General features: G+C 36.1%; 13 protein-coding genes and 1 tRNA gene. 10 read left to right on the top strand and 4 right to left on the bottom strand.

Annotated features, from left to right (window positions below):
• The first annotated feature begins 19 nt into the window (after window positions 1-19).
• The 6 genes from A9G40_RS11760 to A9G40_RS11735 all read left to right on the top strand — a co-directional run bounded on the left by A9G40_RS11760 (window position 20) and on the right by A9G40_RS11735 (window position 8,818).
• Window positions 20-2,599, top strand: a complete 2,580-nt coding sequence (locus A9G40_RS11760) for a type I restriction-modification system subunit M (protein ID WP_065583186.1) — start codon at window positions 20-22, stop codon at window positions 2,597-2,599.
• On the top strand, window positions 2,596-3,840 hold the full coding sequence (locus tag A9G40_RS11755) for a restriction endonuclease subunit S (protein WP_065579465.1): 1,245 nt from the start codon (window positions 2,596-2,598) through the stop codon (window positions 3,838-3,840). The genes A9G40_RS11760 and A9G40_RS11755 overlap by 4 nt, the downstream gene beginning before the upstream one ends.
• A gap of 13 nt (window positions 3,841-3,853) precedes the next feature.
• On the top strand, window positions 3,854-6,934 hold the full coding sequence (locus A9G40_RS11750; RefSeq protein WP_065583185.1) for a type I restriction endonuclease subunit R: 3,081 nt from the start codon (window positions 3,854-3,856) through the stop codon (window positions 6,932-6,934).
• A gap of 59 nt (window positions 6,935-6,993) precedes the next feature.
• Window positions 6,994-7,209 (top strand): hypothetical protein, encoded by a 216-nt coding sequence (locus A9G40_RS11745; RefSeq protein WP_065583184.1) that lies wholly within the window; start codon window positions 6,994-6,996, stop codon window positions 7,207-7,209.
• Between the two features lie 169 nt (window positions 7,210-7,378).
• Window positions 7,379-7,693 carry a hypothetical protein gene (locus A9G40_RS11740; protein ID WP_065583183.1) on the top strand — a complete coding sequence of 105 codons (315 nt, stop codon included), beginning with the start codon at window positions 7,379-7,381 and terminating at the stop codon, window positions 7,691-7,693.
• A gap of 1,048 nt (window positions 7,694-8,741) precedes the next feature.
• Window positions 8,742-8,818: transfer RNA gene (locus A9G40_RS11735), tRNA-Met, on the top strand.
• 39 nt (window positions 8,819-8,857) lie between these two features.
• Here the strand turns inward: A9G40_RS11735 and metF are convergent.
• From metF to A9G40_RS11715, 4 genes are all read right to left on the bottom strand, one after another.
• A complete protein-coding gene (gene metF / locus A9G40_RS11730; RefSeq protein WP_065583329.1) occupies window positions 8,858-9,733 on the bottom strand; it encodes a methylenetetrahydrofolate reductase [NAD(P)H] in 876 nt (291 codons plus the stop codon).
• A gap of 132 nt (window positions 9,734-9,865) precedes the next feature.
• On the bottom strand, window positions 9,866-12,139 hold the full coding sequence (gene metE / locus A9G40_RS11725; protein ID WP_065583182.1) for a 5-methyltetrahydropteroyltriglutamate--homocysteine S-methyltransferase: 2,274 nt from the start codon (window positions 12,137-12,139) through the stop codon (window positions 9,866-9,868).
• Between the two features lie 175 nt (window positions 12,140-12,314).
• Complete coding sequence (locus A9G40_RS11720) at window positions 12,315-12,866, bottom strand: YagU family protein (RefSeq protein WP_065583181.1); 552 nt, start codon at window positions 12,864-12,866, stop codon at window positions 12,315-12,317.
• A 597-nt stretch (window positions 12,867-13,463) separates the two neighbouring features.
• Window positions 13,464-14,027 carry a hypothetical protein gene (locus A9G40_RS11715; protein WP_065583180.1) on the bottom strand — a complete coding sequence of 188 codons (564 nt, stop codon included), beginning with the start codon at window positions 14,025-14,027 and terminating at the stop codon, window positions 13,464-13,466.
• Window positions 14,028-14,331: 304 nt separating this feature from the next.
• On the opposite strand from A9G40_RS11715, the gene recN reads away from it, so the two are divergent.
• The 4 genes from recN to slmA are packed head-to-tail and all read left to right on the top strand — an operon-like array spanning window position 14,332 to window position 18,303.
• Window positions 14,332-15,993, top strand: coding sequence for a DNA repair protein RecN (recN, locus tag A9G40_RS11710; protein WP_065583179.1), 1,662 nt, complete (start codon window positions 14,332-14,334; stop codon window positions 15,991-15,993).
• 51 nt (window positions 15,994-16,044) lie between these two features.
• Window positions 16,045-17,271, top strand: a complete 1,227-nt coding sequence (gene coaBC / locus A9G40_RS11705) for a bifunctional phosphopantothenoylcysteine decarboxylase/phosphopantothenate--cysteine ligase CoaBC (protein WP_065583178.1) — start codon at window positions 16,045-16,047, stop codon at window positions 17,269-17,271.
• The gene (gene dut, locus A9G40_RS11700) at window positions 17,255-17,713 is read left to right on the top strand and encodes a dUTP diphosphatase (protein WP_065583177.1); all 459 of its coding nucleotides are present in this window, start codon (window positions 17,255-17,257) and stop codon (window positions 17,711-17,713) included. Before coaBC ends, dut begins: the two co-directional genes overlap by 17 nt.
• The gene (gene slmA, locus A9G40_RS11695) at window positions 17,710-18,303 is read left to right on the top strand and encodes a nucleoid occlusion factor SlmA (RefSeq protein WP_065583176.1); all 594 of its coding nucleotides are present in this window, start codon (window positions 17,710-17,712) and stop codon (window positions 18,301-18,303) included. The genes dut and slmA overlap by 4 nt, the downstream gene beginning before the upstream one ends.
• Window positions 18,304-18,315: the final 12 nt, after the last annotated feature.

Genomic DNA, 18,315 nt, shown 5'->3' with positions numbered 1-18,315 from the left:
CAAACGAGGTTAATACGTTGTGATTACATCTGAAGAGATTAAAAGTCGATTATGGGATGGCGCCAATGAGCTGCGTGGTTCGATGGATGCCAGCCGTTATAAAGATTATATGTTAGGTTTAATGTTTTATAAATTTTTAAGCGATAAAACATTAGCTGCATTTAAATCGATGACAACCCGAGATGAGATCACCGAGTCCGAGCTTATCACCAATTATTACAATGGTATGGCTGAACGTGGTCCTCAATTAGAAAGCATGTTACAACGTACGTTGGGTTATTATGTTTTACCCGAGCATCTTTATCAAACTTGGATCGCGGATATTAATAAAGGCAATTTTGAAGTGCAAAAAGTGATCGACAGTTTAAATCACTTTGAACGTTCAATTGCCAATAGCAAAGATGCCGATGACTTTAAAAATCTATTTTCTAATTCAACCTTAGATTTAACCGATACCGCTCTTGGTAGTAATTTACATGAACGCAGTAAAAATATTAAAGCCTTAATCTTATTATTTGCCGATCTTGATATGGTCACTTTGCAAAAAGGCGATGTATTAGGCGATGCTTATGAATACCTGATTGGGCAATTTGCCATGGAATCGGGTAAAAAAGCGGGGGAATTCTATACGCCTCGCCAAGTAAGTGAAGTGATGGCACAAATCGCCGCCAAAACACCAAATATCCGTTCGATTTATGACCCGACGGTTGGATCTGGTTCATTACTGCTAACAGTTAAAAAACATTTAACTAAACAAGCACAACAAAGCTTAACCTATTACGGTCAAGAAAAAAATACCGCCACCTATAATCTAGTGCGGATGAATTTATTACTGCATGAAGTTAAACCCAATAAAATGACTATCAGAAATGGCGATACTTTAGCCCATGATTGGCCTGAAGATCCTGAACGTCCTAGCGAGGGCGTCCAATTTGATGCGGTGGTAATGAATCCCCCATATTCGGTAAAAAACTGGAATCGTGCAGGGCTAAAAGTGAGCGATCCCCGTTTTGAAATAGCTGGCGTATTGCCGCCTGATTCAAAAGGTGACTTTGCCTTTTTATTACATGGACTATTCCATTTAGGACAAAGCGGTACCATGGCAATTGTATTACCCCATGGAATCTTATTCCGTGGTGCAGCCGAAGGAGAAATCCGCAAACGATTATTAGAAAAGAATTACATTGATACCGTAATCGGCTTACCAAGCAACCTGTTTACCAACACTGGCATCCCCGTTGTGGTTTTAGTGTTGAAGAAGAATAGACAGCTCAGCGATCCCGTATTAATCATTGATGCCTCAAATACCTTTATCAAAGTCGGTAAGCAAAATGTCTTGCAAGAAAAAGACATCGCCAAAATTGTTGATACTTATGTATCACGTCAAGAGCAAGCTGGCTATAGCCATTTAGCCACTCGCCAAGAGATTATCGCCAATGAATACAACCTCAATATCCCCCGCTATATTGATGCCATTGATGATGATATTGCTCACGACGTTGAAGGTCATTTATTAGGTGGTATACCACAGCACAATATTGAGCAACTGGCGGTTATTCGTGCCACCACCCCCGATCTATTACAGTCGGCATTAGAGCCTGTTCGTCCGAAATATTTCATTTTAAAAGAAGAGATTAGTCAATTAAGCGCTAAAATTTTAAATGATGCACGTGTTCTACAACAATCTGAGCAATTAGCGAAGCAAACGCAAGCTTATATTGACCGCTATTGGTCACAAATCATTGCAATTAATGATCCTGAACAGATTCACCCGCTGATGGAAGTAATGTTAAACGACATAAAAATCTTACTAGCAAGCTTTAATCATCTTGATATCTATGACGGCTATCAGATTATTGCCGAAATTTGGCAAAATACATTACTCCATGACGCTGAAATTATTGCCGCCACTAATTTTTATACCGCAGCACGTAACCGAGTACCGAATATGGTCAACAAAGGTAGCGGTGCTAAAAAACGGTCTGAGCAAGACGGCTTTATCAGCAGTTTAATTCCAAGCGAATTAATCGCTACGGAATTATATGCCGATGAATTAGCTAATATCGACCACAATAAACAGCAAATCCAAACGCTAGAAAGCGAACTTGCGGATCTTATTGAAGCAGCCAAAGTCGAAGACAGCCCTGAGTACGATGCGCTGTATGAATCATTGAAAAAGAATGATGATGACGAACCGCTTGATACATTTGATAATAAAAAACTCAAACAAGAGTTAAAAGAGACACCAAAAGATGCTGAAGCATATTTAACACTTAAAAAAGTCGATAAATTAATCAGCCAAAAATCGACATTAAGTAAACAAATTAAAGCGGACGAATTGGCATTAAAAGAAGCGGTACAAGAACGGATTTTGAGCTTAACGGATCAAGAAATTGACACACTAATGTCTAAAAAATGGTTTGGTAATACCATTGTGTTACTGAGCGAATTAATCGAAAAACCGATTAAAGCCGAATTAAAAACCCTGCAAATGTTAAACGAACGTTATCAAGACACCTTAACTTCGATTGATAAAGAGATCGAACAACTCGAAGCCGAGTTACAAGCAATGATGCAAGATCTGGTGGTAACGCAATGAGTCAAAGTAAGAAATTAATTCCTAAGCGGCGGTTTAAGGCGTTTGAGGATAGAGAGGCTTGGAGTCTTTTAAAACAACTCAATGAATATGCTGAAATATTAACTGGTGGTACTCCTAGTACTCAAATTAAAGATTTTTGGATGCCGAAAGAAGTTCCATGGATGTCTTCTGGCGAAATAAATAAGAAAAGAATTTTTTCTACAGATAATATGATTTCCCAAAAAGGATTTGATAGTTCTAGTGCACGCTGGATAAAAGAGAAGTCAATTCTTATCGCATTAGCAGGACAAGGAAAAACTAGAGGAAAAGTCGCAATAAATGAATTACAAATAACAACAAATCAGTCTATTGCAGCAGTAGTACCAAATGAAAAACTTGATTCAGAGTTTTTATTTCAAAATTTAGGTATGAGATATGAAGAATTACGTTCGATTTCTTCTGGGGATGGTTCTCGTGGAGGATTAAATAAAAAAATCATATCCGAGCTGCATGCTACTATTCCGAATATTGATGAACAGAAAATTATTGGAATTTTTTTCCAAAAACTTGATAACCTTATTAATACTCAACAAAAAAAATTGGAAAAAGCCAAAACCCTAAAATCAGCTTATCTAAGGGAAATGTTTCCGAATGAGGGGGAATTAAAGCCTAGATTGCGGTTTAGTGTTTTTTGTGAAGATTGGACGCCTAACAAATTAGGGGATGTGACGATATGGAGTAAGGGAGCTAATTTAGCAAAAGATGTGTTAAATAATGAAGATAACGGACATCCAGTAATACACTATGCTGACTTATATAAATTTTCTCCCGTAATTGATAATGTAATTCATTGGTCTAAAAGTAATGAAGGTCATATTATACCAAAGAATTCTTTACTTTTCCCTATGTCAGATGTTACTCCTAGAGGTCTGGCTCGAACCACTACTATCACTAAAAAAAATGTAAGAGCTGGTAGTGATACTCTAATTGCAACAATTTCAGATGAAATTAGTGCAGAATATTTATCCTATCAAATAAATGCTAATCATAAGAAAATTTTTCCCTTAGTGACAGGAACCACAGTCAAACATATTAATGCTAGCTCTTTGTCAACATTATTTATTACACTAACGGATATAATTGAACAAAATAAAATATCGACATTTTTTAATTTATTAGAAAAGCACATAAATTTAGAACAAAAAAAATTAGATAAATTAAAACACATCAAACAAGCCTATTTAAACGAAATGTTTGTATAAAAGGAGTTAAGGAATGAGTCAGGTTGTAAAAGATGCCGCAGAAAAAATTTTTCAAGAAAATTTTGTCAGGGAATTAGAAAAATATAAATGGCAGGCGCCTGACTTTTTAGATGGTAATCGACGTAAAGTAACGGTTAATGATTTAGTTACGCATTGGCGGGGTGAACTTAATCGTCTTAATGCCGATCAACTTGAAGGTGTTGAATTAACCGATAACGAATTTAGCCAAGTAATGGCAAAAGTTAACCAACTACAAAACAGTTACCAAGCGGCAAAATTGCTCGCCATGGAAGAGTCAAAAGGCAAAATTGATGGCATCTATCGCGATGATAACCCGCTTATCACCCGTAAGCAAATTACCTTGACTATCTTTAAAAAAGCCGAAGTGCGTGGTGGTGATTCCAGTTATCGCATTGCCCGCGAGGTACAAACCCCTAACGGTAATCGTTTTGATTTGGTGCTATTAATTAATGGTTTACCGTTAATTAATATTGAACAAAAACGGACCGATAAAAACCTTGACGAAGCATTTGAACAGTTTAAGCGTTACTATCGAGATGGTGAATATAGCCACAATTTTATGGCTTTTTCGCAAATGATGGTAATAAGTAGTGAAATCGAAACTCGTTACTTTGCCACGCCTAAATCAATTAGTGACTTTAACCCTAGCTTTGTGTTTCATTGGGCAAATAAATTCAATCAACCGATCAATCATTGGCAACAAGTCATTGAACACTTTTTAATGATCCCTATGGCGCATCAAATGGTGGGCGACTACTTAGTCATTGATGAAGCCAAAGAGGAAGAAAACCGCCGACATATGCTAATGCGCCCTTATCAGGTCTTTGCTTTACAAGCAGTAGAAGGGGCGGCATTTGGTTGGGATAATCCCAATAAAAAACCACATGGCGGCTTTGTTTGGCATACTACAGGATCGGGTAAAACTATCACCAGTTTTAAAACTGCGCTATTTTTATCAACTCGAGCTTATTTTGATAAAGTGGTCTTTTTGGTCGATCGGCGTGAACTTGATAGCCGCACCAGTGATAACTTTAAAGCCTATGCTGCCTTTGAGCCTGTCACGGTTGATGACACGCACAGCACTGCGCAACTTAGAAAACACCTTAGCACGCGCCAAAATGGCATTGTGGTCACCACTATCTTTAAACTGCATAATTTGGTTAAAGCCCTTGAAGAGGGTAAAGATAGTCACTTAGCCGATAAAAAAATCGTCTTTATTGTTGACGAAGCACACCGTTCCACCATGAAAAATATGATGGGCGATATAAAAAACCATTTTAAAATAAATGGGTTATTTTTTGGGTTTACTGGTACGCCGCTTTTTGATGAAAATAAAATTAAAGGCAAAATAAACGAAAACAGCGAAGTGATTAACACTACCGAAAAGTTATTTGGCCCTAAATTACATCAATATACCATTGATGAAGCCATTGCTGATGGCAACGTGCTCGGGTTTCATGTCGATTATATTAATACTGGCGAATTTAGCAGTTATGAAGATTTACGCGATAAGCTTATTGAGCGTATTAAAATCGAAAAACCAGAACAATCCGATCGCGAAATCGCCCGATTAGTACATAGCTGGAGCGAAACCGAAGTTGAAAAGCAAGCTATTGATAAAGAGCTATTAGTTTATCATGATCAAACTCATATACCACAAGTGGTTACAGAGATTTTAAATAACTGGCAAGCACAATCTCAACAGCAACAATTTAATGCTATTTTAACCGTCGCTTATAAAGAACGGGTGATTGCCTATTATCAGGAATTTAAAAAACAACTTGCAAGCCAACAGCAAAAAATCAATATCGCCATGACCTTTAGCTTTGGTAACGAAAATGATCCAGATAATGTCGATCCCGAAATTATCAGTGCCATGTTTAATGATTACGCAGCGTTTACTGGCATTAAGTTTATCGCCGGTGATAAAAAGCATGGCGAACAAGCCTATTTTGAGGATGTGGTCGAGCGTGCTACCCGTGGCGGTAGTGGTCGTAATGGTAAAAATATTGATTTAGTGATTGTCGCTGATCAGCTATTAACAGGCTATGATTCTAAACGACTCAATACTCTTTATGTTGACCGCACTTTAAAGCTACAAAATTTAATTCAGGCTTATTCACGCACCAATCGCGTGTTTGGTTCTAGCAAAGAGTTTGGCACAATTGTAAATTTCCAAACCCCACGCCTGACCGAACAAATGGTTAACCAAGCCCTTGAGCTATATGGTAGTGGTGGTAGCAGTAGCAAAGCGATTGTTGAAACCTATGCCACTGCTGTGCGAATTTTAGCTAACGATTTGGAGCAATTAGTTTTAACCTTAGCCGATCCAACCCAATGGCAATTAATTCAACATGATGATAAAAAACTAACTGAATTTAGCAAAGCGTTTAAAGTTGCCGATGATCAGCTTAATATTGTCCAACAATATTACGAATATCAATGGGATAATGCCACTTTTGGCATGACAGAGCACCGTTGGTTGCAATATGTTGGCGCATTTAAAAACTTAACCGCTAAAGATAATACGACTAAAAAGCCAATCGTAGCACCAACTTTAATCGGTAAAACCAAATTAGCGGGCACACAGGTGATTGATGCTGCCCATATTCTTAGCTTAATTGGATCTAAAGTGAAGCATGTTGATGGTGTGCAAACCGTTAACGACGAAACTAGGCGCATTATCTACGAACAAATCCAAGAATTAAGTCAAATGGGCGAAGATCAGCAAGCAAAAATATTAAAGGAATTTGTCGATTCCGAATTATTAACAGGTCGCCTATCCAGCCAAGTCCATTTTGATCAAGCATTTGCCAATTGGAAAAACGATAAAATCAAACATGCCGTTAACCAGTTTGCTAACGAATGGGGTATTGATAGCAAGCTATTATTACAAGCAATAACTGAATTTGAACTATCAAAATCGGATATTGTGCCTTATTTTGCTGAAATGATTGAAACGATTGATTTAAGCAAAGCAAATAAAGATATTGATAATTTATTTATGCTCAATCTCGCCTTACATGACGAACTTCCACGTTGGATGACTGAGATTAAACAACAATTTAACTGATTACTTTTAAATAGACCCAAACCATTAAAATAAGGTTAATTAAAAACGGATAATTATTTATGGCTTACTACACCAATATTTTTTCACCCGAAACGTATCAAGCTTTTATGAATTCAGATAAAACAGTATCCGGTTTTCGGGTTCGACAAAAATCACTGGCAGAAAAAGTAAAAGCTGGGGATATTTTTATTTGTTATCTCGTTCGACTATCTCGCAGGTGTGGTCTGCTTGAAGTGATTGATGGTCCTTATGAAGATAGTACACCACTTTTTTAGCATCGGATGATCCGTTTATTGTTCGTTTTCATATTCGTGTTAAAGTGTGGTTACCATTAACCCAAGCTATTCCTATTCATTCTGACCAAATTTGGCAACACCTTTCTTTTACTCAAAACATTGATAAAATGGTAAGTTATTAACAAACTGCCTATTACAACAAAATAACATGACCACTGATTATCCCCTTAATGAAGTAGAACATACCACTTCGGTGTATTCGGGTATTTTACGCATGGCGGATTTACTCGCCTTACAACCCAATATGAATATTAAACTACATATTGTCGCCCCAGACAGCCGGCAGGAAAAGGTATTTCAAGAGATCCGTCGTCCAGTATTTTCGTTACTAGAAAGTGGACCATTATCAGATCGTTGTAGCTATATCCCCTACAGTAATTTAAAAGATCTTAGCAAAGCCAAACATTTAGAACGTATGACTGATGCGGTGTTAGAAGATTATACGGAGCACGAAGAATTGTAAAAATCGATAATATCTGTATTTAATATAAACTAAAAAAAGAGCGGTAGTTGATCATCTTTAGTTGTCCCAACTAAGCGGTCTCTTTGCAACAACCTTCTGTTTGTGTTAGTTTTTAATTCAATGTTTGTAATTTTTTATAAGTCTCTTTCTGGGTATTACTAATCTAATTATGTTGCTAGCACTTTGTATGGTACGTTATCTTCGTAAAAATATTGTTTAAATGCATAAAAAGTCGAGAAACAGAAAATTATTTTTTTACATAAAGGTATCTATTACTTGAATCTCTTTGACCAGATTTTAGGGCGTTTAAGCATTTCAATATAAAATGCAACACAATGTGTTTTTATTGGTTATCTGATAATAAAGAATTCATCAACAAAGGTAAGGTCTAATGTTGTTAAATAGTGATAATAACCAAGATACATTTCATCTTTATAAATTTTTAAGCACATTTGAAAACGAGTTCATTATAATCTCCCGTTAAAATCATACTTAAGCTTTAATGAAAAGTAAGGTTTGGGTATCTTGTTTAGTATTAAGTTCTAGTTCTGTGTAGTGATCATTAAGAATATGTTGTAAGTTTGTCATAGCTACTTTTTTAAATTAGTATTGATTAATTCAATATCTGTAGATTTTAGATAATTAGATAGTAGCATCATGTTGATAACTCCCCGATATTTGTTAATCATTATATTAACGTTAATGACTTTTGTTTATTTATCTAAGTGTACTAAAATACTGATGTAAAAAAATCAGTGTGTTACTCATCAAAACTGTTCAGATAGAGAATTGATTTTATTTAATTTTTTATTTTTGTTTTTTAATTGAAATCATATGGTTATAAAATTATTGCTATTTTCAGCACAGTTGGATTTTGCTGTCTTTATTTTTGGAAGAAGGCTAAAATTTTTGTTAAAAACTTTCAAGTAAATTTGTGTTTATATTAGAAAATAGTCTAGATTAACTCAAGAATGTTTAAAAATGTAGCGTTTAAGCTAAATAGGTATTGCTTTTTTATTTTATTACTATAATATAGCTACCTCTTTGGCGCGGGGTGGAGCAGCTTGGTAGCTCGTCGGGCTCATAACCCGAAGGTCGTTGGTTCAAATCCAGCCCCCGCAACCAATTCCTATCAATCCTTGATATATCCTTTTTTCATCATCACTATTTTGATTTTGGTACAGCTAATAATGTTGCGACAGCTTCGCTAATGCGTCTGGCTATGTAGCTATTGTTCATAGTGTATAAATGAATGCCATCCACATTTTGTGAAACTAAATCAACAATCTGATCAATTGCATAAGCAATACCCGCATCACGAAATGCATCAGGATGATGTTCATATTTTTCCATCATTTGTTTGAATTTTTTCGGTAAATTCACCCCACACATCGATACCATGCGCTCAATTTGGTTTTTATTAGTCACTGGCATAATGCCGGCTTCTATCGGCACATTAATGCCCATATCGTGCGCTTTATCTAAAAATGCATAAAAATAGTCGTTATCAAAAAATAGCTGCGAAATCAGTTGATCAGTACCAGCATTGACCTTTTCTTTTAAATGGATCAGATCTTGTTTTAGGGTTGATGCTTCAAGATGACCTTCTGGATAACATGCGCCAATCACGTTAAAATCGCCGTTTTCTTTAATAAATGTCACCAGTTCGCTGGCAAAACGAAAATCATCTTTAGGTTGCACATTCGGGCTGATGTCACCACGCAAAGCAAGCACGTTATCAATCCCTGCACATTTAAGATCGTGTAGGATTTTTTGCATTTCGGCTTTATCAAAATTGATCCCCGGTAAGTGCGCAACACTTTCGATGCCATAAGTATGTTTAACCGAATGCGCAATATCAATGGTGGTTTGACCATTTAAGCTACCACCAGCACCATAAGTAACACTAATAAAATCGGGCTTAAAATAACCAAGCTCTCGCAACGTGCTATAAATGGTTGCTAAAGGTGAGGTTTTTTTAGGGGGAAAAACTTCAAAAGAGAACACCGTTTTTTGATTAAATAATAGATTTGTTTTCATTTGTATCATCCATTCGTTATATCACTTATTTTCCTTATTAATATTTCCGCCACCAAAATAGGCGACGGAATTTTCAGGCTCGTAAAGTACGATGTCTTAGTAAATAAGCTCAGTTTTTTGTAAAAACAGTGCCTAATTCAGTGTTTTTCTTACTTCTAATGTAGCCTCAACAAGATGCTGCAAGCTTTCAATTACTTCTTTTTCGCCACGCGTTTTTAAACCACAGTCTGGATTAATCCATAATTTTTGCTTATCAATTTTTGCCAATAATTTTTCAATGGTTGCTTTAATTTCAGCCACAGGTGGAACACGCGGCGAATGAATATCGTAAACACCAGGTCCAACTTCAGTTTTAAAATTATTAGCATTGAGTACATCAATTAATTGCAGATTAGAGCGAGAAGCTTCGAAAGAAATCACATCAGCATCCATTGCATCAATATCTTTAATGATGTCAGCAAATTCGCTATAACACATATGTGTATGAATTTGGGTATCAGCTTGGACTTTGCTGTGTACTAATCTAAATGCCGGAATCGCCCAATCCAGATATTCGCTGTTCCAATCCGCTTTACGCAGTGGTAATTTTTCTTTTAAGGCGGCTTCGTCAATTTGGATAATCTTAATGCCAGCAGCTTCAAGATCTAACACTTCATCACCAATGGCCAATCCAATTTGGAATACCGATTCTTTTTGAGAGATATCTTCGCGTGGGAATGACCAATTTAAAATGGTGACAGGCCCTGTTAACATGCCTTTAACAGGTTTATTAGTCAGGCTTTGTGCATATTTCGAATATTCAACCGTAATCGGTTTAGAGCGTGAAATATCCCCCCAAACAATCGGTGGCTTAACGCAACGTGTACCGTAAGATTGCACCCATGCTTTTTCGGTAAACACAAAGCCATTTAAGCTTTCACCAAAATATTCGACCATGTCATTACGTTCAAATTCACCATGCACTAACACGTCAATGCCAATTTCTTCTTGCAATTTAATACACTCAGCAATTTTTTGTTGGTTAAATTCAGTGTATTGATTCAAACAAATTTCACCTTTTTTGAATTTAGCACGATTTAAACGTACATCAGGCGTTTGTGGGAATGATCCAATAGTGGTAGTTGGTAATAGTGGCAAATTAAAGGCCTTTTTCTGCGCTGCTTCACGCACTGAAAACTCAGGTAAACGGGTAAAATCAGACGCGTTTAATGCCGCCACTTTTTGGCGAACCGCTTGGTTTGCACCTTCACGTTCACGGGAAAATAGTGTTTGATTAGCTTTATAAGCAGTGTTATTTTCAGGATTTGCATCATTAAATAACTGACCAAGTTCAGCAAGCTCTTGCAGCTTTTCTTGGGCAAAAGCAAAATAAGCACGTTGTTGAATGGTTAATTTGGTCTCATTTTGTAAGGTATAAGGAACATGCAGTAATGAACAAGATGTATTAATTACAATATTTGTGGCTTTTTGCTTGATTTTACCAAGTAAATCTAAGGTTTTTTGGTAATTATTTTTCCAGATATTTTTACCATTAACAACACCAGCAAATAACACTTTATCAGCAGGGAAGCCATTATTTTCAAGTAAAGCAAATGACTGTTTACCTTCAACAAAATCAAGCCCAATCCCATCAAAAGGTAAAGCGACAAGTTCTTTATAACAATCACGCACATCACCAAAATAGGTTTGTAGAATAATTTTGGTATTACCTTTAACCGATAAAATTGCTTGATAAAGTTCAGTAAATAAAGCGATATCGTCTTTATTTAGATCCGTCACTAAAATTGGCTCATCAATTTGGATCCACTCAGCACCAAGCGTTGTGAATTTTTGGATGATCTCTTGATAAGCTTTAATAATATCCGCTTTAAAATCAACAAACTGTTTTTTACCTAAATACTGCGCTAATTTAAAAAAGGTTAATGCACCAATCACAACTGGCTTGGTTTGCACGCCTAGCGCTTTAGCTTCTTGATATTCGTCAAAAGGTTTCGTACCTGTTAACTTAATCTGTACTGAATCTTCAATTTCAGGCACTAAATAGTGGTAATTGGTATTAAACCATTTTTTCATAGCCAGCGCACGCACATCACCTTTTTCGCCCTGATAACCACGCGCCATCGCGAAATAGCGGTCAAGTTCAGATAAACCTAAATCTTGATAACGTTTTGGAATGACATTCAACAAGCATGCGGTATCAAGTACGGCATCATAAAATGAAAAATCATTCGATGAAATAAAAGCAATTTTTTGTGCCGCTTGTTGTTTTAAGTGCTCAGCACGTAGCGCTTTGGCTTCGTTTAATAATTCAGCTTGGGTTTTATTGCCTTTAAAATAGGCTTCTGTTGCAAATTTAAGTTCACGAAGCTTACCAACACGAGGATATCCAATAACAGCAGTATTCATTTTTATTTCCTTTTTATCATTTTTCTTTAGTGATAAAAAAGATAACAAAAAAAATAGACATTGAATAATTCTAGTTTTTTATGGATTGTTATAGTTTTTAACTATAACAACTAAAATAAAAAATCCCACTATTTAAATAGTAGGATTGAACATTAACAGATGAAAGCTAAGCCAGTTATTGGCGCCAGTTACCATGAATTGGTCTTGCAAAATGAGCAAGTACCGCAATCATACACACTTCGATCGATGCTCCCCAATAGATATGACCTAGAATTTCACTCCAAAGTTCATAACCATTTAAATTCCATAACCAACCAACCGTACCTTCCGCATCATAAGCAGGATGGCGGAAACCAAGCAATGGAATTAAAAAACCGTGCATCACAACGGTAATAATAATGCCGTACAATGCCCCATACCATAAGCGGATTTTGTTGCAATAATATGCACCTGCAACATAAACAAAGGCAAAAGCAAAACTAAATAACCAGTGATAAAGTGTCACCGCACCTAAAACGCTTGCCCCTTGGTAAATATAATCAAGCGAGTGGGAATTAATCCCAAGCCAACCAAGCCATGCATCAATGTGCGCTGCTGGTGGCGAAATTTCGCCAGGTACGCGCGGAGGCATATTGACCTCTGAACCCCATTTTACTAATGAACTAAAAAATCCGCCAATAATGGTGGTCCATATAATAACTTGGCGATTTGTTTTATTTCCAAACATACTGGGTATCCCATAGTTAAAATAAATACGTCATCGGATTATACTCCACAGCAGTAGATAAAAGAAGAATAAAAGGGATAGGCTGATTGTAAAAGTTATTGGAATGATGGGGATAGTTACATTCATTGGTTAAAATAATCCTTGAAATCTTTATAAAGTGTTTTATGCCACCTTTAGGTAAAGGTAATTTTCAAAGCAATTAGTCCATGTTGTTGAAAAATAATCGAGCATAACCACTATGTAAATCTAGCTTAAATAAATCATTGAATGTGATTATTTATTATTAAAACGGTATAGAATCCTGAATATTTTTTACAACAATATAATTTAAAATGTGAACAGGTGGAATTATTTGATCAATAAATATTCAGTATAAATAGAATGTGTTATATTCTTTTCGTGTGATTTTACAATGTGATCGGGTGGGTGTTAAGTTGACTTATCATGGTAAATCCTTATGAGTTGTACCAATTTGTTGAGTTGTTGAATAGATTTGTACATAAAAAGTTGGCAGTTTAGAATATTATCAAGATTTTAGAGAGTACGCAGTTAAGGTGATGGAGGGAGCAAAGTAGAATTGGCCCTATAAGTAGAGTCTTATATTTTAATAATCATTGAAGTAAATTCAGCTAACCAATTTTCATACGATAATACGTGTTTAACTAATCCTCTTATATCAGCAATATCATATATAGCATAAAAAATTGCATCAGAGGGACTTATTTGTTTGAATATCTTTTTCATGTCTATTGGATCATTTGTCATAAAAACTATTGCATCTTGATTAGGAATTCTTTTTGCCGCAAAATGAGCAAAAATATTTCTATGATTTCTTCGAAATTTTATTTCTTCAAGTTTCTCTTCTGCTTCTTTTCTTTGTTCATGGCTTAGGTTTAATTCTGAAAGATAAGATATAATTTTATTAACTAAATTAGGAATAATATGTAATTCTTTTTGACTTGTAATTAAAATTCCTTTTTCTTTTAATATATTAAAACAACGCCTAATGTTTAAATCAATAAAATTGTCAGTTTGTATATACATACCTAATATTCTAAAGTCTTCATTAGTTAAATTTTCTAATAACTCAACTTCAAAATTTTTTAATTCATTTTCCAATGCTAATATTTGTTCAGTCCTAAATTCTTTTGGTAATCCCATTTTATTTCTCTTTATTTAACTTTTATCGAAAAATAATCAGTCAATCTAACTTAGAATCAATTATCCCTTTACACTCTGCTTACCGTAATTGATGCAAAACTCAACTAACTCATTTTTTTAAGTTGCATCTAATCATTATTATTAATCTTCATACGACAAAATAATTTTATCAATCTCCCTATACTTTAACACAAGCTTCCCTCCCAAAACACCTCAAAAAATAAAAACAATCACCTGTATTTATTTACAGTGTTTTTACTGCTATACTACCAATATTATAACTAGCCTTATGTATTAATTTATTATGATAACTCAACTTACTATTAATAATTTTGCTATTGTGGATCAGCTTCTTGTCGATTTTACTTCGGGAATGACCGCTATTACCGGCGAAACAGGTGCAGGGAAGTCGATTGCCATTGATGCATTGGGATTATGTTTAGGCAATCGTTCCGATGCCTCATCGATTCGCTATGGTGCAGATCGCGTTGATATTTCTGCAAGTTTTGTGCTGGATGATACACCAGCTGCTTTTGCTTGGCTCAGTGAAAACCAACTTGATGAAGGCAATGAATGTATTTTACGGCGCGTTATTAATCAAGATGGACGTTCTAAGGCTTTTATTAATGGTCGTGCAGTACCTATTTCGCAATTAAAAGATGTGGGGCAGATGCTCATTCAAATTCATGGTCAACATGAACATCAACGGCTTTTGCGAAGTGACTATCAACAGTTGTTACTGAATCATTATATGAATGAGCCAACACTGCTAACGCAGATGTATCAAGCTTATAAGCAATGGAAAGATGCAGTGCGCACTTACCAACAATACGAAGCTTCACGGCAAGAACGTGACGCACATATGCAACTTTTGCAATATCAGTTAAAAGAACTTAATGAGTTTTCGCCAATTGAAGGAGAATATCAACAAATTGACGAAGAGTACAAGCGATTATCAAACAGTGAACAATTAATTAACCTTAGCCAACAATCAGTCATGCTATTAGATGAAGCTGATGATTATAATGTTAATAATTTACTAAGCAGTGTAAAAAATAGCGTTCAAGAACTAGCTGAACTCGACTCTTGCTTAAATAGCGTTTATAACCTGTTAGAAGAAGCCTCTATCCAAATTAAAGAGGCAAGTGATGAACTGCGCCACTATAGCGAGCGTTTAGAACTTGATCCTGCTCGCGCCATGCAACTTGAACAGCGGATTTCAAAGCAAATTGCATTGGCTCGCAAACATCATGTATCTCCGGAAACCCTACCCGAATTACATCAAAATTTGTTAGCTGAATTCAAACAAATTAACCAACAAGATGAGCAAAGCGAACAACTGAAAGCAGATATAAAGAAATATCATCAAATTGCTATTGAAATTGCGGCTAAATTACACCAAAAACGCTTAACAATCAGTAAAACGTTAGCTAAAAATGTGACCGCAACGATGCATGAATTATCGATGCCAAATGGACAATTGAGTATAGATATTGCTTTTAACGAAAATCGATTAAACAGCGATGGGGCTGATCAAGTAACATTTTTAGTCAGTACTAATGCCGGTCAAAATCCACAACCGCTGGTTAAAGTCGCATCGGGTGGCGAATTATCCCGTATTGCTTTAGCAATTCAAGTGCTAACGGCAAAAAAAATGGATACGCCTGCGTTAATCTTTGATGAAATTGATGTCGGTATCAGCGGACCAACTGCCGCCAAAGTAGGGCAGCTATTAAGAGAGCTTGGGCAATCAACGCAAGTTATTACCGTTACGCATTTACCACAAGTAGCAGGGCATGCTAATCAGCACTACTTTGTTAGTAAACAAACTAATGGCAAAAAAACTTCCACAGATATGCAAAAATTAGACAATAATGGACGGTTAAATGAGTTAGCGAGATTATTAGGTGGCGATAAAATTACAGATGCAACGTTAGCCAATGCAAAAGAGCTACTTATTATCTAACTTAATTGTGGTAATATAGCGCTTTCATTTTAGGTGTGAGGGAAGCTTCTCATGAGTTTATCTGGTAAACGTATTTTATTAGGAATTACGGGCGGCATTGCTGCTTATAAATGCCCTGATCTTGTTCGCCATTTAAAAAAAGCAGGTGCGCAAGCACATGTCGTGCTGACGGATTCTGCTAGCCATTTTGTCACCAAAATGACCCTACAAGCCGTGTCTGGCAATCAGGTATCTTGTGATCTCTTCGATCCATCTGCTGAGCTTTCTATGAGTCATATTGAACTCGCCAAATGGGCTGATTTTGTCCTAATTGCGCCAGCAACTGCCAATATTATTGCCAAAATGGCAAATGGAATTGCCGATGATCTGCTTTCTACCATTTGCTTAGCAAGCTCTGCACCGATTGCTATTGCACCTGCAATGAATCAACAAATGTATAAAGCTGTGGCAACTCAACATAATTTATCAGTATTAGCGTCAAGAAATACCTTAATTTTAGGACCAGATAACGGGTTCCAAGCCTGTGGTGATATTGGACCTGGACGCATGCTTGAACCACACGCAATTGTTGAAGAAATTGCACACTATTTTAAAGCAACTTCAGTACTTTCAGACGTATCCATTACCATTACCGCAGGCCCAACGATCGAAGAAATCGATCCAGTTCGTTACATTAGTAATTACAGTTCAGGAAAAATGGGTTTTGCTATTGCAAACGCGGCTGCACAAATGGGTGCAACAGTGACGTTAATTAGTGGGCCAGTTCATTTAGATACACCAAATAATGTCAACCGAATTGACGTTAAAAGTGCTAGGCAGATGTACGATGAAGCACTAAATCACGCTCAAAAATCAACTATTTTTATTTCGTGTGCGGCGGTTGCTGACTATCATGCTAAAACAATTGCGACGCAAAAAATCAAAAAAATAAGCGATAACGATGAACTTACTATTGAATTAGTGAAAAATCCCGATATTGTTGCAAGTGTCGCAGCACTAAAAAACCATCGACCTTTTGTCGTTGGATTTGCAGCTGAAACTCATGATGTCAAAACTTATGCACTAAAAAAATTAATCACAAAAAATCTAGATTTAATTTGTGCTAATGATGTTTCAGATAAAACTATTGGCTTTAATTCCGATCAAAATTCATTAACACTATATTGGCAAAACGGTGAGCAAACGTTACCATTAAGCAGTAAGCAACAATTAGCAACACAGTTACTTCAAACTGTTATAACACGATATAAAGCGAGTCATGATGAAAAGAAAAATTGATATAAAAATATTAGACAAACGACTGGGGAATGAATTTCCACTACCTACCTACGCAACCGCAGGATCTGCTGGCATTGATTTACGAGCAATGTTTGATAAAACAACTGAAATAAAACCAGGTGAAACCATCTTAACGCCTACGGGGCTATCAATGCATATTGCTGATCCTAGCTTGGCTGCATTAGTATTACCTCGTTCAGGACTCGGTTCCAAAAATGGTATTGTGCTTGGTAATTTGGTTGGTTTAATCGATTCTGATTATCAAGGTCAGCTATTTGTTCCTGTTTGGAACCGTAGTCAAACGCCTTTTGTTATTGAAGCAGGCGATCGAATTGCCCAATTAATTATCGTGCCGGTTGTACAAGCAGAATTTAACATTGTTGATGAATTTGTTGAGTCAGCACGTGGTGAAGGTGGATTTGGGCATTCAGGTAAAAAATGATCGTGAGTAGCAAAAATAAAAATCGCAAAGAAGACATATTACAAGCATTGGCAACGATGCTTGAATCCAATGAAGGGACTCAAAGAATCACAACAGCTAAATTAGCCGCAACGGTAGGTGTATCTGAAGCTGCGCTATATCGACATTTTTCAAGCAAAACAAAAATGTTTGAAAGCTTAATTGCCTATATTGAAGATATTTTGTTGTCTCGCATTAATGTCATTATGCAAGAAGAGCCCAATACCTTTACACGCTTGCAACTTATTCTTGCGTTGATATTAGGCTTTTCTGAAAAAAACCCGGGATTAACCAGAATTATGACCGGTCATGCATTAATGTTTGAGCAAGAACAGTTACAAGAGCGGATTAGCCAACTATTTGAACGCATTGAGACTCAAATTAAACAAGTTTTACGTGAAAGAAAAATTCGTGAGGGAGTGGCTTTTATAACAGACGAACGGATTTTATCTAGCCAGTTATTAGCTTATTGTGAAGGTATGATGGCACGTTATTCTCGTTCAGGTTTTAAATATCTACCAACCACTAATTTTGATACACGTTGGGCTTTATTAGCCAAACAATTGGTTTAGTCAATTTGGTAA

Source organism: Gilliamella sp. Nev3-1 (assembly GCF_001690435.1).
In the GTDB taxonomy this organism is placed as follows: Bacteria; Pseudomonadota; Gammaproteobacteria; order Enterobacterales; family Orbaceae; genus Gilliamella; species Gilliamella apicola_C.
This window is presented reverse-complemented; position numbering and strand designations above follow the sequence as displayed.